The following is a 15864-nucleotide window of genomic DNA, read 5'->3' as shown; positions in this document are numbered from 1 at the left end:
GGATGACACAGGCAAAGCTGTTGCGCGAAGGTGATTTGGGCATTCTGCGGATCGACAATCCGCCTGTGAATGCTTTGGGAGAACAACTGGTGGGGGATCTGATCGACGGGTTCGCCCAGTTCGAAGCAGATACATCGCTGATCGGGTTGGTGATTGAATGTGTGGGGCGTACTTTTGTTGCCGGGGGTGATATCGCCGCGTTCGAGAACCCAGAGTTTTCAGCCATACCTATGAATGCTTTGCTTGGCCGGATCGAGGGCTGTTCGCGCCCCGTGGTCGCCGCATTGCATGGTACGGTGCTGGGTGGGGGGCTTGAACTTGCGATGGCCTGCCATGTGCGCGTGGCCCATCCGCAGACAATATTCGGACTGCCGGAAATTTTGTTGGGTCTGATCCCCGGATCGCTGGGCACACAGCGGTTGCCGCGTTTGGTGGGGTTGGAACTGGCCTATCAGATGATTTCGACAGGCAAGCCGATTTCGGCGGCACATGCCTTGTCTGCTGGTCTGGCTGATGCGCTGGACGATCTGCCGGGTGTTGCGGCCCGCACTATGGCACATGATTGCGCCGGGGCTGATCTGCGCCGGACCAGCGAACTGACGCCCCCGGACATAGGAAATGCAGGTGCGGTTCTGGATGCGGCGCGGCGGGCCTCGGACAAGGCACCGTGGTTGCTGACACGGCGCGCAGTGGCAGACTGCATGGCGGCTGCGGCTACGTTACCCTTTGCCGAAGGCGAAGCTGCCGAGGCCCGTGCGTTTAACGGGTTGGTGCATAGCACGCAATCGCGGGCGCAGCGGCGATTGTTCTTTGCGGAACGCGAAGCGCAGAAAATTCCCGGCCTGTCTGGTGATCTGAGGCCCCGTAATATTCAGCGGGTCGGAATTGTTGGCGTGGGCACGATGGGAGGCGGGATTGCCATGTGTTTCGCCAATGCGGGGTTCCCCGTGACTTTGGTTGAAACCACCCCAGAGGCGCTGGAGCGCGGTCGGGGGCTGATTGCCAAAGCCTATGCCGGATCGGTCAAACGCGGGATATTAAGCGCCGAGGCTGCCGCCGAGCGCGAGGGGGCGATGACCGGCAGCACTGACATGTCTGCCTTGGCGGATTGTGACATCGTTGTTGAAGCGGTGTTCGAAGATATGAAGCTGAAACTGGATGTCGCCCAAAAGCTGGGTGCCATCTGCAAACCCGGCGCAATCATCGCGACCAACACATCTACGCTGGATGTGGATCAGATCGCCGCAGCCACCGGACGCGCGGCGGATGTGATTGGGACGCATTTTTTCAGCCCGGCCCATATCATGAAATTGCTGGAGGTTGTCCGCGGGGCGCAAACGGCACCTGATACCCTGTTGACGGTGATGAAACTGGCCAAACGTATTGCCAAGACAGCGGTCGTCAGTGGTGTGTGTTATGGGTTCATCGGCAACCGCATGGCCGAAGTATACGGGCGCGAAAATGAAGCGATGCTATTGGAAGGCGCTTCGCCCGCGCAGATTGATGGGGTGGCGCAATCGCCGGATTTTATCGGGTTGGCGATGGGACCAAACCGTATGCTGGACATGGCTGGGGTTGATGTGGGGGCGCGTACCGTTATCGAATGGATCGCCAGCGGTGAAGGCCCACAGGAACCGAACTATCGTGTGGTGTGTCAGGCCCTGTTTCAACGCGGTCAGAACGGGCAGAAAACTGGCCACGGGTATTATTTGTACAATGATGGTAAACCCGTTCCCTCCAATGCAACAGCCGCGCTTTGTGCGCAGTTGGCGGCAGAACATGGCGTGACCCGGCGGGATAATATCCCCGATCAAGAAATATTCGAACGCCTGTTATTCCCAATGGTGAACGAGGCTGCGCTGATTTTGGAAGAAGGGATCGCCTATCGCGCTGGTGATATAGATGTGGTGTGGACATCGGGCTATGGGTTCCCGGCGTGGCAGGGGGGGCCGATTTTCATGGCGGACGAAATCGGTCTGGACCGGATCGTGGCGCGTATGGATCACTATGCGCAGGTTTTGGGGAACCCGCATGGGTATTGGACCCCGGCCCCGCTGTTGCGGAAACTGGCGGAATCGGGGGGGCGCTTGTCGGATTGGAAACGCGTGTGAGCTGCACAACATTTGGTAACGGGCGGTTCTGGTCGGAATTGCGGGCAGAGCGCGAATATCGCGTTCTGCTGATATGTGCCGAAGGCAAACGGTTCTGCGTTGGCGCGGCGCTTGTACAGCCCAGCTAAGATAAAAAATTGCGCGGACAGCCCTTATATCGTCAGACGATATAAATTGACGAGATTGATTGAAGTGCCTAATCTTTGACCAGAACAGACAGGTGAAGACCCCGATATAATGATAAAACAAGGGGCCATTTGGTTTCTGCACCGCCATGTCTTTGGGAGGAGACGCCATGAAACAATTGCCGATTCAGCAGAAAATTATGCTGATGAACCGGGACCGCGTTTATTATTATGGCCTGCTAGGCGCACGGATGCAGAACCGTTGTATGGGGGCCGTCAGCATTTATCTGGCCCCGGTGGACAGCATCCATGTGCGTATCGGGAACCAGGCGTGGCAGACACGAACCTGCGTAGTGGTGCCACATTCGGTTCCGCATCAGGTGGCAACGAACTGTCAGCGTGTTGTCAATTTGCTGATTGAACCGGAACGGATTGACCCAATCGCGCTGGAAGAGTTGGGCCGGGTCTGTAACGGGCTAAGCATGGACCACGAAGCCGTTGCCCGTATTCGTCTGGCGGCGGACAGCCTGAAAGGATCTTGGGGCAGCAACGGGTTAAGCACCGCCGAATTTGATCAGCTAATCTTGGGGCGGACCTTACCCCGGCGCGAACTGGACCCCCGTGTTGAGATGGTTTTGGAAAGTTTCGAAGGCGACTTTGGCGAAAGCGAGCTATCCGCCGAAGCCTGCGCCCACAGGGTCGGATTATCGAAGTCGCGGTTTTTACATTTGTTCAAGGATCAAACAGGCGTTTCTTTCCGCAATGTACGGATGTGGAAACGCGCCCGGCGGTTTTTGGAATGGGCCAACCAAGAAGGCAGCCTGACAGATGTCGCGCTGGATTTGGGATACCCGGACAGCAGTCATTTCAGCCATTCCATCCGTCGTATCTATGGCCTGAAACCGCGATCAATCCGCAATGGTTCACGCGGATTACAGGTGCTTTCCAATGCCCCGGCGTTACAGTTGGGCGCGCCCCCCACAGGGGCGTGATTGGCGTTAGCGATAAAACGCAAGTAAAAATCGGCACCTTCCCCAACTTTGAAATGACAGACAAAGATGGGAGGAAATCATGTCGTTCACCAAGTTCCTTGTGGGTGCGGGGGTGTCACTGATCACCCTAGCCACTGCCGCCAGCGCAGAGATTACAATGCGCTATTCCAACTGGCTGCCCGCAACGCACCCGTTTAACGCCGAAGTCATTACCCCTTGGATTGAAGATGTGGAACGCGTCACCGAAGGCCGCGTGAAAATTCAGGTTTTGCCCAAGGTCGTCGGCACGGTTCCCACCCAATTCGAAGTAGTCCGAGACGGTCTGGCGGATGTGTCGCTGATCATTGACGGTTATTCGCCCGGTCGTTTTAACCTTGGGGCGATTGTCGAACTGCCGTTTGTGGGGAACGATGCACGGTCTATGGGGATGGCCTATTGGCGGTTGTTGAACAGCACCCTGTTGAAATTCGGTGAATTTGAAAATGTTGTCCCCGTTGGGGTTGGTGTGGTTGGGGCATCGGCGCTGACCACTGTGCCGGGGCCAATTACGTCTGTCGCAGAAATGAAGGGGATGAAACTGCGCGTCCCCACGGCGACCGGATCAAAGGTGGTTGCGGCACTGGGGGCTGTGCCTGTCAACAAGCCGATCAGTGAAATGTATGAACTGATCTCAACCGGCGTTGTGGATGGGATGGTGTCTTCGACCGAGACGATCAAAAGCTTCAAATTGCAGGACGCGGTGAAAAACGTGACCGTGGTAAAGGGCGGCTTCGGCAGCGCTGCGATCAGTTTCATCGTGAACGGCGATACGCTGGCTGAACTGTCCGAGGAAGATCAAAAGGCGTTTTGGTCCGTTTCAGGCGAGGTGTTCACCCAAAAGATTTCGAATGTTTACGCCCGTATGAACAAAGACGGGATGGCGCTTCTGGAACAATCCGGTGGCAAGATCACCTATGCTTCGCCCGCATTCGAGGCAGATTTGCGTACCGCCCTGAGCGGTGTTGATCAGGCTTGGATCGAAAAGGCTGAATCGCTGGGCCTGAAAAATGCGGCACAAGTCTTGGCTGATTTCCGGGCAGAAATTGCCGAGATGGAGAAAGACCTTGGCGATAACTGACCGTAAAGGTGTTCGGGCGGGTGTTTTTGCACCCGCCCTGTTCTTGCTTAAATCCGGGGATTGGCTGGGGGCGCTGGGGCTGTTTGCCATGATGGCGGTCACATTCGTTGACGTGCTTGGGCGGACGTTTTTCAACCAGCCATTATTAGGAGCCACCGAGCTGACAGAAATCCTTGTGGCTGCGACGGTTTGTTTTGTGTTTCCGTCGCTCAGCTATCACGGGCTGCACGCCACGATTGATGTGCTGGACCCGTTGTTGCCGCGTTGGATCAAACCCGTGCAACACGTTATGGCAAACCTGATCGGGGCCGTGGCCTATGCGGTGGTGGCTTGGCGTGTTTGGATCGAGGCAGGCAAAACTGCCCGTTTCGGTGGCATGACCCCCTTGCTTGAAATTCCCATGGCGCCGGTGCTGATGATGATTTCGGTTCTGGCGGGGATCACAACACTGGCCTTTGTTCTGGCCATCATACTGCCCGGAGATTCTGACCAATGATCGAAGCCTTTTTGGGTGTCGCCGCCGCGTTTTTCCTGATCTTTGCCCGCGTGCCACTGGCGATTGCGCTGGGTGTGGTTGGGTTTATTGGCTTTGGGATGCTGACATCATGGCGCCCGGCCTTTTCGATGGTGGCACTGATCACGAAATCCAGTGTCCTGAATTATTATCTGTCGGTTATTCCGCTGTTCATCCTGATGGGGAATTTCCTGACCAAAGCGGGAATTTCGCGGGAACTTTATGCGGTTGCCTATGCGTTTCTGGGGCATCTGCGCGGGGGGCTGTCATTGGCAACGGTCGCGGCCTGTGCCGGGTTCAGTGCGGTTTGTGGATCGTCTTTGGCGACAGCGGCGACAATGGCCAAAGTGTCCATGCCGTCAATGCGGGAATATGGCTATGATGACCGACTGGCCACCGGATCAATCGCGGCGGGCGGGACGCTGGGCATTCTGATCCCACCGTCTGTTATCCTGATCCTTTACGGGATTATGACCGAAACCAATATCGGTGCGTTGTTTGCGGCTGGTATGATCCCCGGCTTGTTGGGTCTGGTAGGGTATATGCTGGCGGTGCGCTATGTGACGTGGCGCCATCCTGACATGGGACCGGCGGGTGAAAAGGCCACGGGGCAACAGCGCCTGACCGCGCTGCGCGGGGTCTGGGCGGTGCTGGCCTTGTTCGGTATCGTTGTGGGGGGGATTTATGGCGGCCTGTTCACCCCGACCGAGGCCGCAGGGGTTGGCGCAGGCATCAGTTTCCTGTTCGCGGTGATGCGCCGCACCATGCGATTTCGGGATTTTGTCGATGTTCTGGTGGATTCCGCGCGTACCTCGGCGGTGATGTTCGCGGTGTTGATCGGGGCCACGATGTTCAGTGAATTTATCAATTATACAGGTATGCACAGCAGCTTTCTGGATTGGGTGACAAGCCGGGAACTGTCACCGCTGCTGATCATTTCTGTCATCGTGATCATCTATCTGGTGCTGGGCTGTATCCTGGAAAGCCTGTCGATGGTGTTGCTGACAGTGCCGATATTTTTCCCGATCATTGTGGAACTTGGGTATGATCCGATCTGGTTTGGTGTTGTCGTCGTTGTGTCTGTGGAAATCGGGCTGCTGACGCCACCCATCGGGATCAATGTTTTCGTGCTGCGGTCGGTTTTGCCGGATGTCAGCACAAGCACGATTTTCCGGGGTGTGGCCCCGTTCTGGGTGGCGGATATCGTGCGGATTCTTTTGCTGACCTTTGTGCCTGCGATTTCTCTGTTTTTGCCGCGCCTTCTTTTTTAGGGGCAGCGGTAAGGCACAAGAAGGGCGTTTTTGCGCTTGTTAGAAGGCGGCACAGGGTGAGGGCTGACGCCGTCGCCCCCCAATGAACAACGCGGAAGAAACATGGCAAAAATCCTGAGTTCCCTTTCCCCCAATTCGGACAGTTTCCAAACCAACCGCGCCGGGATGCTGTCGCTGTTGGAGGAGTTGGCGCAGATCGAAGGGCGCACGCGGGCGGCCTCGGAGCGGTCGCGCAAGCGGTTCGAGGATCGCCATCAATTGCTGCCGCGCGACCGGGTGGCGCTGTTGCTGGATCCGGGGCGGCCGTTTATCGAACTGTCGAAACTGGCGGGCTATGGGCTGGATCATCCCGACCCGGCCAAATCGGTGCCGGGCGGCGGGATCATTGCCGGGATCGGCTATGTGTCCGGGGTGCGCTGCATGATCAACGCCAGCGACAGCGGGATTGCGGCGGGGGCGTTGCAGCCCAAGGGGCTGGATAAAATCCTGCGGGTGCAGGAAATCGCGCTGGAAAACAAGCTGCCCTATGTGCAACTGGTCGAAAGCGCGGGCGCGAACCTGATGGCCTACCGGGTCGAGGATTTCGTGCAGGGCGGCAGCCTGTTCCGCAATCTGGCGCGGTTTTCGGCGGCGGGCCTGCCGGTGATCACGGTCACGCATGGCAGCAGCACGGCGGGCGGGGCGTATCAAACCGGGCTGTCGGATTACATCATCATGGTGCGCGGGCGCACGCGGGCGTTTCTGGCCGGACCGCCGTTGCTGAAAGCCGCCACCGGCGAGATCGCGACCGAAGAAGACCTGGGCGGCGCGGACATGCACACCGGGATTTCCGGCCTTGGCGATTATCTGGCCGAAGATGACCGCGAGGCGCTGGGGCTGGCGCGGTCGATCCTGTCCAACATCGAATGGAACGGCGCGGCGGAACCGGCGCGCGATGTCATCCCGCCCGCCTATGATGCCGAGGAATTGCTGGGCGTGATGCCGTTGGATCACCGCCAGCCCGCCGACATGAAAGAGGTCATCGCCCGTTTGGTTGATGGCTCGGATTTCGTGGAATTCGGGCAACGCTATGGCGGGGCTACGGTGTGCGGCAACGCCAAAATCGGCGGCTGGCCCATCGGGATCATCACCAACAACGGCCCGATTGATCCGGCAGGCGCGTCCAAGGCCACGCATTTCATTCAGGCCTGTTGTCAGGCGGGCACCCCGCTTTTGTATCTGAACAACACCACCGGGTTCATGGTCGGCAAATCCTATGAGGAGGCGGGGATCATCAAACACGGATCGAAGATGATCCAGGCCGTCACCAACGCCACCGTGCCGCAATTCACCATCTATTGCGGGGCGTCCTTTGGGGCGGGGAATTACGGCATGTGCGGACGCGGGTTCCATCCGCGGTTCTGTTTCTCATGGCCGAATGCCCGCACCGCCGTGATGGGGGGCGAACAGGCCGCCGGAACGATGGCCGTGGTTCAGGAAGCCCGCGCCGCGCGTCTGGGCGAGGAGGTGGATCACGCCAGGCTGGACGCGCTGAAGCAAAAGATCATCGACAATTTCAACAGCCAGATGGGGGCGGTCTATACCTCGGCCCGGTTGCTGGATGATGGGGTGATCGACCCGCGCAACACCCGCGAATTGCTGATCGAACTGATGGAAATCACCCGCGCCGAAGCCGCACGTCAGCCCAACAAGATACAATTCGGCGTGGCCCGCCCGTAATCCTGCGCAACCGGAAAGAACAGATCATGGACAAGAAAACACCGTTCAAAAAGCTGCTGGTTGCCAACCGGGGGGAAATCGCCGTGCGCGTGATGCGCACCGCCCGCGCGATGGGCTATCGCACCGTGGCGGTTTATTCACAGGCCGATGCCGGGGCGGAACATGTGGCGCTGGCCGATCAGGCGGTCTGCATCGGTGGCAATGCGCCCGCCGACAGCTATTTGCGGATCGACCGCATCATTCAGGCCGCGCAGGATACCGGGGCGGATGCCATTCATCCCGGCTATGGGTTTCTGGCGGAAAACGAAGGGCTGCCAGCGGCCTGTGCCGCCGCCGGGATCGTGTTTGTCGGCCCATCCGCGCAGGCGATCCGCAGCATGGGCGACAAGGCCGGGGCCAAGGCGTTGATGATTGACGCGGGCGTGCCCTGTGTGCCGGGGTGTCAGGGCGATGACCAATCCCCCGACACCCTGCTGGAACAGGCGCGGCGCATCGGTTTCCCGCTGATGATCAAGGCCACCGCCGGGGGCGGCGGGCGCGGAATGCGGCTGGTGACGGACGACAGCAGCTTTGCCGATCATCTGATCTCGGCCAAATCCGAGGCAAAATCGGCCTTTGGCAATGATGTAGTGCTGCTGGAAAAGGCGATCATCAACCCGCGCCATGTGGAAATTCAGATCATGGCGGACCGCTATGGTAACGCGATCCATTGCGGCGAACGGGATTGTTCGGTGCAGCGCCGCCACCAGAAAGTGATCGAAGAAGCCCCATCCCCCGCTGTCGATGCGGATTTGCGGGCGCGGATGGGCGCGGCCTCGGTCGCGGCGGTGCAGGCGATTGGATACGAGGGCGCGGGGACGTTTGAATACCTGCTGGATGCGGATGGCAATTTCTACTTCATGGAAATGAACACCCGCCTTCAGGTGGAACATCCCGTGACCGAGGCCATCACCGGGCTGGATCTGGTGGAGCTGCAATTGCGCGTCGCGGCAGGCGAGACGCTGCCGCTGACACAGGATGATGTGCAGTTTCGCGGTCACGCGATCGAGGTGCGCCTGTGCGCCGAAGACCCCGCCGCCGGGTTCATGCCGCAAAGCGGGGTGTTGAACACATGGCGGCCCGCACCGGATTTGCGGGTGGAACACGGGCTGCGTGACGGGGCCGAAATCCCGCCCTATTACGATTCCATGGTGGCCAAGCTGATCAGCTATGGCGCAACCCGCGAAGACGCCCGCCGCAAACTGCTGGCGGGGCTGGCGGAGACGCGGGCCTTTGGCGTGCGCACGAACCAAACTTTCCTGTCCGCCTGTCTGGCCCATCCCGTGTTCGCCGCCGGGCAGGCGACGACGGGGTTTATCGCGGAAAACGCGGATGCTGTCCTGCCCGATCCCGCGCAGGCCGATGCACGCGGCGCGATGATTTTGGCGGCGCTGTTGCGGGCGGGGCCGGATACGGGGCTGAACCACGACTTCCCCACGCCGCTGCGCCTGTCGCGCAATGATGCGGAATTCGTGCCACAGGTGCGGGCCTTCAAATACGGCGCCTGTCATGTGGCAATGCCCGACGCACCGGATATGGACCTGCGGGTGCTGCGCCGCGCCGGGCAGGAGGTGGCTTTTGAACTGAACGACAGCCTGCATCACGCGGTTTTGGGGCAGGGGGCTGACGGGCCGGTTTTGCAACTGGACGGGCAGGTGCTGGACTATAGCGACCTGACCTTTGCCCCGACGGTATCGGCGGATGCGGCCGGGGGCGATGGCAAGGTCCGCGCCACGATGAACGGGGCGGTGGTGTCTGTGGACGTGGCCGTGGGCGACAGCGTGACCGCCGGGCAAAAGGTTGTCGTGCTAGAGGCGATGAAGATGGAACACACGCATATCAGCACCGTGGACGGCATCGTGTCCGCCGTACATGTCACCGCCGGGGCGCAGGTCACGGCTCATTCCATCGTGGTCGAGGTAGACCCGGCATGACCGATATCGTTCTTCATGAAAAACGCGGGGCGGCGTTCTGGATCACCCTGAACCGCCCCGAAAAGCGCAACGCGATCAACGCCGATCTGATCGCCGGTATCCGCGCGGGGATGGATGCGGCCTGTGCCGATCCTGACATCCGGGTGATCGTGCTGACCGGGGCAGGGGATCAGGCGTTCTGTGCGGGCGGCGATTTGCAACCCGGCGGCGGGTTCAATTTCGATTTCGCCAATCCGCGCAGCGCATACGGCGATCTGCTGCGGGCGGCGCAGGACTGCCCGCTGCCCTTGGTGGCGGCGATTAACGGCACCTGTGTGGCCGGGGGCATGGGGCTGCTGTCGATGGTCGATCTGGCGGTGTCGGTGGATCACGCGAAATTCGGCCTGCCCGAGGCCAGGATCGGCCTGTTCCCGATGCAGGTTCTGGCGCTGATGAAACAGATCGTGCCGCCCCGCGTGTTGCGGCGCTGGATGCTGACCGGCGATCTGTTCGACGCGCCCGAGGCACAGGAGGCCGGGTTGCTGAACCAGGTCGTCCCGGCGGCAGAGTTCCCGACAGCGGTACAGGCCTTGGTGGACAGCCTGTGCAAAGCGTCACCTTCGGCCCTGCGGCGGGGAAAATACGCCGCGCGCGCGATGGACAGCATGACCTTCGATCAGGCCATCGCCTTTGCCGAGGGGCAACTGGGCCTGATGACCCTGACCGAAGACGCCCAAGAGGGGCTGGCGTCCTTCAACGAAAAGCGCAAACCACAGTTCACGGGGAAATAACACAACAAAGGGTTAGGCCTTGCCGCGTGTTTTCACAATCAGGAAGCGCGCGAATGACAAGGCCGCCCCGGCAAAACCAAGGATGGAAAACAGGCTGAACGTCGTCGAAAAATCCCCGGCCAGACCGTAAAGCGCGGAAAACATGGCCGGGCCAACCATAACACCGACAAAGGTATAGGTCAGAACCTCGCCCGTCAGGGTGCCAGTACCGGGCGAGGCCGCCGCCGTTTCCGCCAGCATCACGCCGTTCCACCCCGATCCTGCCAGCCCCGCAACGATTGTTGCGGCAATGCCAAGCGCAGGGGCAAATCCGAAGGCCCCAAACGACAGGGAACACAGCCCCGTCAGGGTGCCGATGATGGCCAGCACCAAAAAGCCCGACCCCAGCCAATCTGCGACCAGCCCCCAGAACACGCGCCCGACCGCCCCGAACCCCTGCATCAGGGCCGCAATCAGCGCCGCCGTCAGCGGGTTCCAGTTGAATTGCTCGATCAACATCGCAACGACAAAGGCCGAAATCGACAGTTGAACGCCGGAATACAAAAACCCGATGATCGCCAGAACCCCCAGTGACGGGGTGTTCCAGACCTGTTTTTGCCCCGCCCAGATACCCCGCGCGACCGGGGCCTTAGGGTTCTTTTCGGTGTCCCAGATGGGGCGGAAACCTTGATAAATCGCGGCCAGACCAAGCGGGAAACAGGCGAACAGCAGCAGCGCCCATTGCCATCCGATCACTTTGGACAGCGGCGGCAGCGCCAGTGCGGCCAGCATCCCGCCCAGCGGAACCCCCGCCTGCTTGATCGAAAAAATCAGATTGCGGCGCTTGGGCGGGGCCAAGCGGGACAGCACATGGGACGAGGACGGGTTATTCAGCGCATAGCCGATTCCGATCATCACCGACCCCAGCGCAATCCCCGCCAGCGTGCCGGTCGCCATCGCCAGAAATCCAAACCCTGCGCCGATCAGCGCCAGTTGCCCCACTTGTCCCGGCCCCCAGCGTTTCACCAAGCCCGAGGCCAACATCGAGAAAAACACCCCCGACGCATAGATCAGCGACACCTGATACCCCAGCAGATGCGGCGCAATTCCAAGCGCCACAGCCACCATCGTGGGGATTGTGGTCAGCGCCAGAACCGAGGACGTGGCGGCAATCTGTGAAAGCGTGGTCAACGTCAGCGCGGACCCAAGCTGAGGTTCGCGCGTCAGGGTCATCGGGTGGCCTGTGGCCGGATCGGATGTCAACGAAGTGTCTTTCATAAATACGGACTTATGCAGCTAGGTCCGCAGGCGCCAAACGCCCGCCGGAGTGAATTTCCTTTGTTATGTTAGTCGTATGCAATGGTACGCCCTGTCAATTCGTATGAGCGCTAAGATTTTCTCAGTATGTATATGTACGAACTTAACATTGACTGAAATCGCCCCTCCACCGTCTGATGAACCCATGCCGCACGTGCCGAGTCAACGGTTTGGCACCGGCTCTAACAGATAAAATCAGTCTAACATACCAATGGGGAATATTCGGATGACACGCAGTTTTTTGACCAAGGTCCAGCGCCGGGCGTTTGGCGGTGTATCGGCCCTGATGCTGGCAGCAACGGCCATGCCCGCCGTAGCCGAGGCCGATCTGGCCGCCGCGCAGGCCATCATTGACGCCCATAAATCGCTGCCCACGTTTCAGGCACCGGGCAAACCCTTTGATGCGCGGGCCTGCATGGCGGACAAAAAAATCCTTTCGATCCCGGCATCGTCATCCATCCCGTTCGCCGCAGGGATCGGCGTTGGCATGGAAGCCACGGCCAAGGAAATCGGGTTTGAACTGCGCGTCTGGCAGAACCAGGGACAACCGACCCAATGGGTGCAGGGTGTCGAATACGCCATCGCCAACGGATATGACGCGGTTGACGTCATGGCCGGGATCGACCCGAACACGCTGGCCCCGCAGCTCAAGGCCGCCAGAGATGCAGGCCTGAAGGTTTACGCCACCCACCACCGGGACGTGGCAGATGATACCGTGGATCAGAACACCGATGTGTCGCTGCCGCTGGACTATTCCGGAGTGGGTGAAATCATCGCCGCGTGGATCGTGGCCGAAACCAAGGGTAACGCGAATGTCCTGGTCGTCGGCACCGATGACGTGCCGCCCTCGCAACCCTATTGGAAATCGTTTCAGGCCAAGCTGAGCGACCTATGCCCCGATTGCAAAGCCACCTATTACAACGTGCCGCTGGCCGATTGGGCGACCAAGATCCAGACGGTGACGCAATCGGCGCTGCTTCAGGATCCGTCGATCAACTATCTGTTCCCGATCTACGATTCCATGTCGCAATTCATGCTGCCCGCCAAGGCCATCACCGGGCGTCGTGATCTGCCGATTGCGTCGTTCAACGGCACGCCCTTTATTCTGGACATGATCCGCAACGGCGATGTGACGATGGATGTCGGCGAAAGCCTTGGCTGGATCGCCCGTTCGGCGATTGATGCCTATATGCGCGACCTGTGCGATATCGGGGACACGCCGGACACGCTGTATGTGCCGTTCTATATCTTTGACGCCGCGAATGCCGAAACCGCAGGCATCCCTGCCGAATTGGACAAAGGATATGGCGACGCCCATGTGCCCGGTTATCGCGCCTTGTGGGGGCTGGAATAATGTCCCCCGAGCAGGCGCCTTCGGTCGATCTGAAGGATGGTTTCCCCCGGCGTATACCGGGCGAAGCCCCCGCCCTGCTGGCCCGCAATGTGTCCAAGATTTTTGGCACTACCAAGGTGCTGGATGATGTGACACTGGCCGTCATGCCCGGCGAGGTTCACGGGCTACTGGGGGCCAATGGCTCGGGCAAGTCGACCTTCATCAAAACCATCGCCGGGCTGCATGACCCGGAACCGGGGGCCGAACTGATCCTGTATGGTCAGGGCGCGCCGCTGCCCATGCCCGCAGGCGGAGCGCGGCGGCTGGGTATTTCCTTTGTGCATCAGCATCTTGCGCTTATGCCCTCGCTGACGGTTCTGGAAAATATGCTGCTGAACGATCTGGCGGTGGAACAGAATTTCAACATCCGCTGGGGCAAAGCGAAAAAACAGGTCGCCGAAACATTTGAACGTTTCGACATCAAGATCGACCCTATGACGCGGGTGCAGGATTTGGCGCAGTCGGATCGTGCGCTGATCGCAATCTGCCGCGCCTTCGAGGAAGTCCGGCTGAACGCGGGCGCGGGGCGGGGTATCCTGATTTTGGACGAACCCACGCCATTCCTGCCCAAATCCGGTGTGGATCAGTTGTTTTCGCTGGTGCGCAGCGTTGTGGCGGATGGGGCCAGCGTGATCCTTGTGGCCCATGACATTGACGAAATCCGCGAAATCACCGACCGCGCGACGATCCTGCGCGATGGGAAACTGGCGGGTACGGTCGTGTCGGAACAGGCCAGCCACGAGGATTTCATTGAACTGATCGTGGGTGAAAAAGTCACCATGTTCCAATCAGCCCGCACCCCGGACCACAGCAAACCCATTGCCGCCTCGGTCCGCAAACTACGAGCCAGCCCGGCAGAGAATGTTAGTTTCGACATCCGCGAAGGCGAAATTCTTGGGCTGACCGGGTTGATCGGGTCGGGGTTTGATCGTGTCCCCGAGGCGATTTTCGGCGCACAAAAAGACAGCGACGGCACACTTGAAATCGGCGGGCAATCTTTTGCGCTGAATGCGATGTCCCCCGGCAAAGCGATGGGGCAGGGCGTTGCCTTTTTGCCCGCCGACCGGCTGGGGCGTGCGGGGATTGGCACCCTGTCGATTGCCGAAAACATGATCCTTCCGGTGATGGGGGATTTCCGTAATCTGCTGGGGATCGACTGGGGCAAGATCAATACGCATGTGTTTGATATGGGGCGCAAATACGACATCCGGCCCAACCGCCCGTATCAGGATTTGAAATCGCTGTCGGGCGGGAATGCCCAAAAGGTGCTGATGGCAAAATGGCTTCAGACCCTACCCAAGCTGCTGATGCTGGATGAACCCACCCAAGGCGTCGACGTGGGCGCGCGGCAAAAGCTGTTTCAGGCCATTGACGAGGCCAGCCGCAAGGGATCGGCGGTGCTGGTCGCCTCAACCGATGCCGAACAACTGGCCCAAATCTGCCACCGCGTTCTTGTCTTTGCGAAGGGGCAGATCGTCACCGAACTGACCGGGGCTGACATCACCAAAGACAATATTTCACAGGAAACGCTGCGGGCGCACGGCACGCAGACAGAACCCAAGCAGGAGGTCGCATGACTGCCGAAAACACAAATATGACCGCCGCCACCCCACCGAAACGGCAGATCAACTGGGCCAGCATCGCCGAAAGCTATGCCTTGGTCGCGGCGTTGATGGTGCTGTTCTTTATCTTCGCCGCCCTGCTGCCCACCACGTTTTTCACATGGCCGAACGTGTCAACCATGCTGGGATCGCAGGCGGTACTGGTGTTCCTGACGCTGGCGCTGATTATCCCGCTGACCTCGGGGGATTTCGATCTGTCGGTGGCGGCAACGCTGACCATTTCCGCCATGACGGTGGCAGTGCTGAACGCGCGGCTGGGAATGCCCCTGCCCGTGGCGATCATCGCGGCGCTTGGGGTTGGGGCGATTGTTGGCGCGGTGAATGCGTTTTTCATCCTGTTCTTCCGCATCCCTTCGCTGATCGTGACGCTGGGGATCGGGACGTTCCTGAATGGGCTAACGCTGTGGATGTCCAATTCAGCCACGATTGGCGGGATTGATTTTGCCCTGATCATGGCAGTGGTCGGCACGCGCCTGTTCGGGATACCGCTGGCGTTCTACTATGCCATCGCGATGGCCGCGATCATCTGGTATGTCTTTGGATATACCGCGATGGGGCGGCGGCTGTTGTTCGTGGGCCGTGGCCGCGAGGTGGCCCGCCTGTCCGGCATTCAGGTGGACAAGGTCCGGTTCTTTTCGCTTCTGTCGGCCTCGGTGATTTCGTCCATTGCGGGGGTCGTCTATGCCGGAACCATCGGCGCGGCAGATCCCAATTCCGGCAACACCTTTCTGTTGCCCGCCTTTGCCGCAGCGTTTCTGGGGGCCACCGCCATCACCCCCGGACGGTTCAATCCCATCGGGTCTGTCGTTGCCGTGTATTTCATCGTTATCGGCATCACCGGCCTGACCATGCTGGGCATCCAAAGCTTTGTGCAAAACCTGTTTTACGGCGGGTCTTTGGTGCTGGCGGTCGCGCTAAGCCAACTGGCGCGCAAACGCGAAGAACAACAGGTAGGATAAAA

13 protein-coding genes are annotated in these 15864 nt (G+C 59.8%); 12 read left to right on the top strand and 1 reads right to left on the bottom strand.

Features of this window, described 5'->3' with window-relative positions:
* Positions 1 to 2 precede the first annotated feature (2 nt).
* From FN828_RS06540 to FN828_RS06505, 9 genes are all read left to right on the top strand, one after another.
* Positions 3 to 2111 (top strand): 3-hydroxyacyl-CoA dehydrogenase NAD-binding domain-containing protein, encoded by a 2109-nt coding sequence (locus FN828_RS06540; protein ID WP_142492602.1) that lies wholly within the window; start codon positions 3 to 5, stop codon positions 2109 to 2111.
* Positions 2108 to 2239 (top strand): hypothetical protein, encoded by a 132-nt coding sequence (locus FN828_RS20980; RefSeq protein ID WP_268987203.1) that lies wholly within the window; start codon positions 2108 to 2110, stop codon positions 2237 to 2239. Before FN828_RS06540 ends, FN828_RS20980 begins: the two co-directional genes overlap by 4 nt.
* A 167-nt stretch (positions 2240 to 2406) precedes the next feature.
* Entirely contained in the window at positions 2407 to 3228 is an 822-nt protein-coding gene (locus tag FN828_RS06535; RefSeq protein ID WP_185958955.1) for a helix-turn-helix transcriptional regulator, read from the top strand.
* Between the two features lie 79 nt (positions 3229 to 3307).
* Positions 3308 to 4345, top strand: coding sequence for a TRAP transporter substrate-binding protein (locus tag FN828_RS06530; RefSeq protein WP_142492600.1), 1038 nt, complete (start codon positions 3308 to 3310; stop codon positions 4343 to 4345).
* Positions 4332 to 4841, top strand: coding sequence for a TRAP transporter small permease (locus tag FN828_RS06525; protein ID WP_185958954.1), 510 nt, complete (start codon positions 4332 to 4334; stop codon positions 4839 to 4841). Before FN828_RS06530 ends, FN828_RS06525 begins: the two co-directional genes overlap by 14 nt.
* Positions 4838 to 6130: a TRAP transporter large permease gene (locus FN828_RS06520; RefSeq protein WP_142492598.1), complete on the top strand. Its 1293-nt coding sequence runs from the start codon at positions 4838 to 4840 to the stop codon at positions 6128 to 6130. Before FN828_RS06525 ends, FN828_RS06520 begins: the two co-directional genes overlap by 4 nt.
* Positions 6131 to 6232: 102 nt before the next feature.
* Positions 6233 to 7849: an acyl-CoA carboxylase subunit beta gene (locus FN828_RS06515; protein WP_142492493.1), complete on the top strand. Its 1617-nt coding sequence runs from the start codon at positions 6233 to 6235 to the stop codon at positions 7847 to 7849.
* A gap of 26 nt (positions 7850 to 7875) precedes the next feature.
* Positions 7876 to 9822 carry an acetyl/propionyl/methylcrotonyl-CoA carboxylase subunit alpha gene (locus tag FN828_RS06510; RefSeq protein WP_142492492.1) on the top strand — a complete coding sequence of 649 codons (1947 nt, stop codon included), beginning with the start codon at positions 7876 to 7878 and terminating at the stop codon, positions 9820 to 9822.
* A complete protein-coding gene (locus FN828_RS06505; RefSeq protein WP_142492491.1) occupies positions 9819 to 10592 on the top strand; it encodes an enoyl-CoA hydratase-related protein in 774 nt (257 codons plus the stop codon). The genes FN828_RS06510 and FN828_RS06505 overlap by 4 nt, the downstream gene beginning before the upstream one ends.
* 12 nt (positions 10593 to 10604) lie before the next feature.
* Here FN828_RS06505 and FN828_RS06500 read toward each other — a convergent pair whose 3' ends face one another.
* Positions 10605 to 11849, bottom strand: coding sequence for an MFS transporter (locus FN828_RS06500; protein ID WP_142492597.1), 1245 nt, complete (start codon positions 11847 to 11849; stop codon positions 10605 to 10607).
* A gap of 265 nt (positions 11850 to 12114) precedes the next feature.
* Here FN828_RS06500 and FN828_RS06495 point away from each other — a divergent pair, with 265 nt between their 5' ends.
* Genes FN828_RS06495 through FN828_RS06485 form a run of 3 tightly spaced genes read left to right on the top strand, consistent with a single transcriptional unit; the run spans position 12115 to position 15862 of the window.
* Entirely contained in the window at positions 12115 to 13242 is a 1128-nt protein-coding gene (locus tag FN828_RS06495; RefSeq protein ID WP_185958953.1) for a sugar ABC transporter substrate-binding protein, read from the top strand.
* Complete coding sequence (locus FN828_RS06490) at positions 13242 to 14858, top strand: sugar ABC transporter ATP-binding protein (protein ID WP_142492595.1); 1617 nt, start codon at positions 13242 to 13244, stop codon at positions 14856 to 14858. The genes FN828_RS06495 and FN828_RS06490 overlap by 1 nt, the downstream gene beginning before the upstream one ends.
* Positions 14855 to 15862, top strand: coding sequence for an ABC transporter permease (locus tag FN828_RS06485; protein ID WP_235891423.1), 1008 nt, complete (start codon positions 14855 to 14857; stop codon positions 15860 to 15862). The genes FN828_RS06490 and FN828_RS06485 overlap by 4 nt, the downstream gene beginning before the upstream one ends.
* Positions 15863 to 15864 lie beyond the last annotated feature (2 nt).

Origin of the sequence: Thalassovita litoralis, from assembly GCF_900182725.1 — a bacterium.
In the GTDB taxonomy this organism is placed as follows: Bacteria; Pseudomonadota; Alphaproteobacteria; order Rhodobacterales; family Rhodobacteraceae; genus Thalassobius; species Thalassobius litoralis.
This window is presented reverse-complemented; position numbering and strand designations above follow the sequence as displayed.

Coding starts and splice junctions, on each gene's coding strand:
- FN828_RS06530 (WP_142492600.1), top strand. CDS start 3,308: ATGTCGTTCACCAAGTTCCTTGTGGGTGCGGGGGTGTCACTGATCACC.
- FN828_RS06515 (WP_142492493.1), top strand. CDS start 6,233: ATGGCAAAAATCCTGAGTTCCCTTTCCCCCAATTCGGACAGTTTCCAA.
- FN828_RS06500 (WP_142492597.1), bottom strand. CDS start 11,849: ATGAAAGACACTTCGTTGACATCCGATCCGGCCACAGGCCACCCGATG.
- FN828_RS06535 (WP_185958955.1), top strand. CDS start 2,407: ATGAAACAATTGCCGATTCAGCAGAAAATTATGCTGATGAACCGGGAC.
- FN828_RS06510 (WP_142492492.1), top strand. CDS start 7,876: ATGGACAAGAAAACACCGTTCAAAAAGCTGCTGGTTGCCAACCGGGGG.
- FN828_RS06540 (WP_142492602.1), top strand. CDS start 3: ATGACACAGGCAAAGCTGTTGCGCGAAGGTGATTTGGGCATTCTGCGG.
- FN828_RS06495 (WP_185958953.1), top strand. CDS start 12,115: ATGACACGCAGTTTTTTGACCAAGGTCCAGCGCCGGGCGTTTGGCGGT.
- FN828_RS06485 (WP_235891423.1), top strand. CDS start 14,855: ATGACTGCCGAAAACACAAATATGACCGCCGCCACCCCACCGAAACGG.
- FN828_RS06520 (WP_142492598.1), top strand. CDS start 4,838: ATGATCGAAGCCTTTTTGGGTGTCGCCGCCGCGTTTTTCCTGATCTTT.
- FN828_RS06490 (WP_142492595.1), top strand. CDS start 13,242: ATGTCCCCCGAGCAGGCGCCTTCGGTCGATCTGAAGGATGGTTTCCCC.
- FN828_RS06505 (WP_142492491.1), top strand. CDS start 9,819: ATGACCGATATCGTTCTTCATGAAAAACGCGGGGCGGCGTTCTGGATC.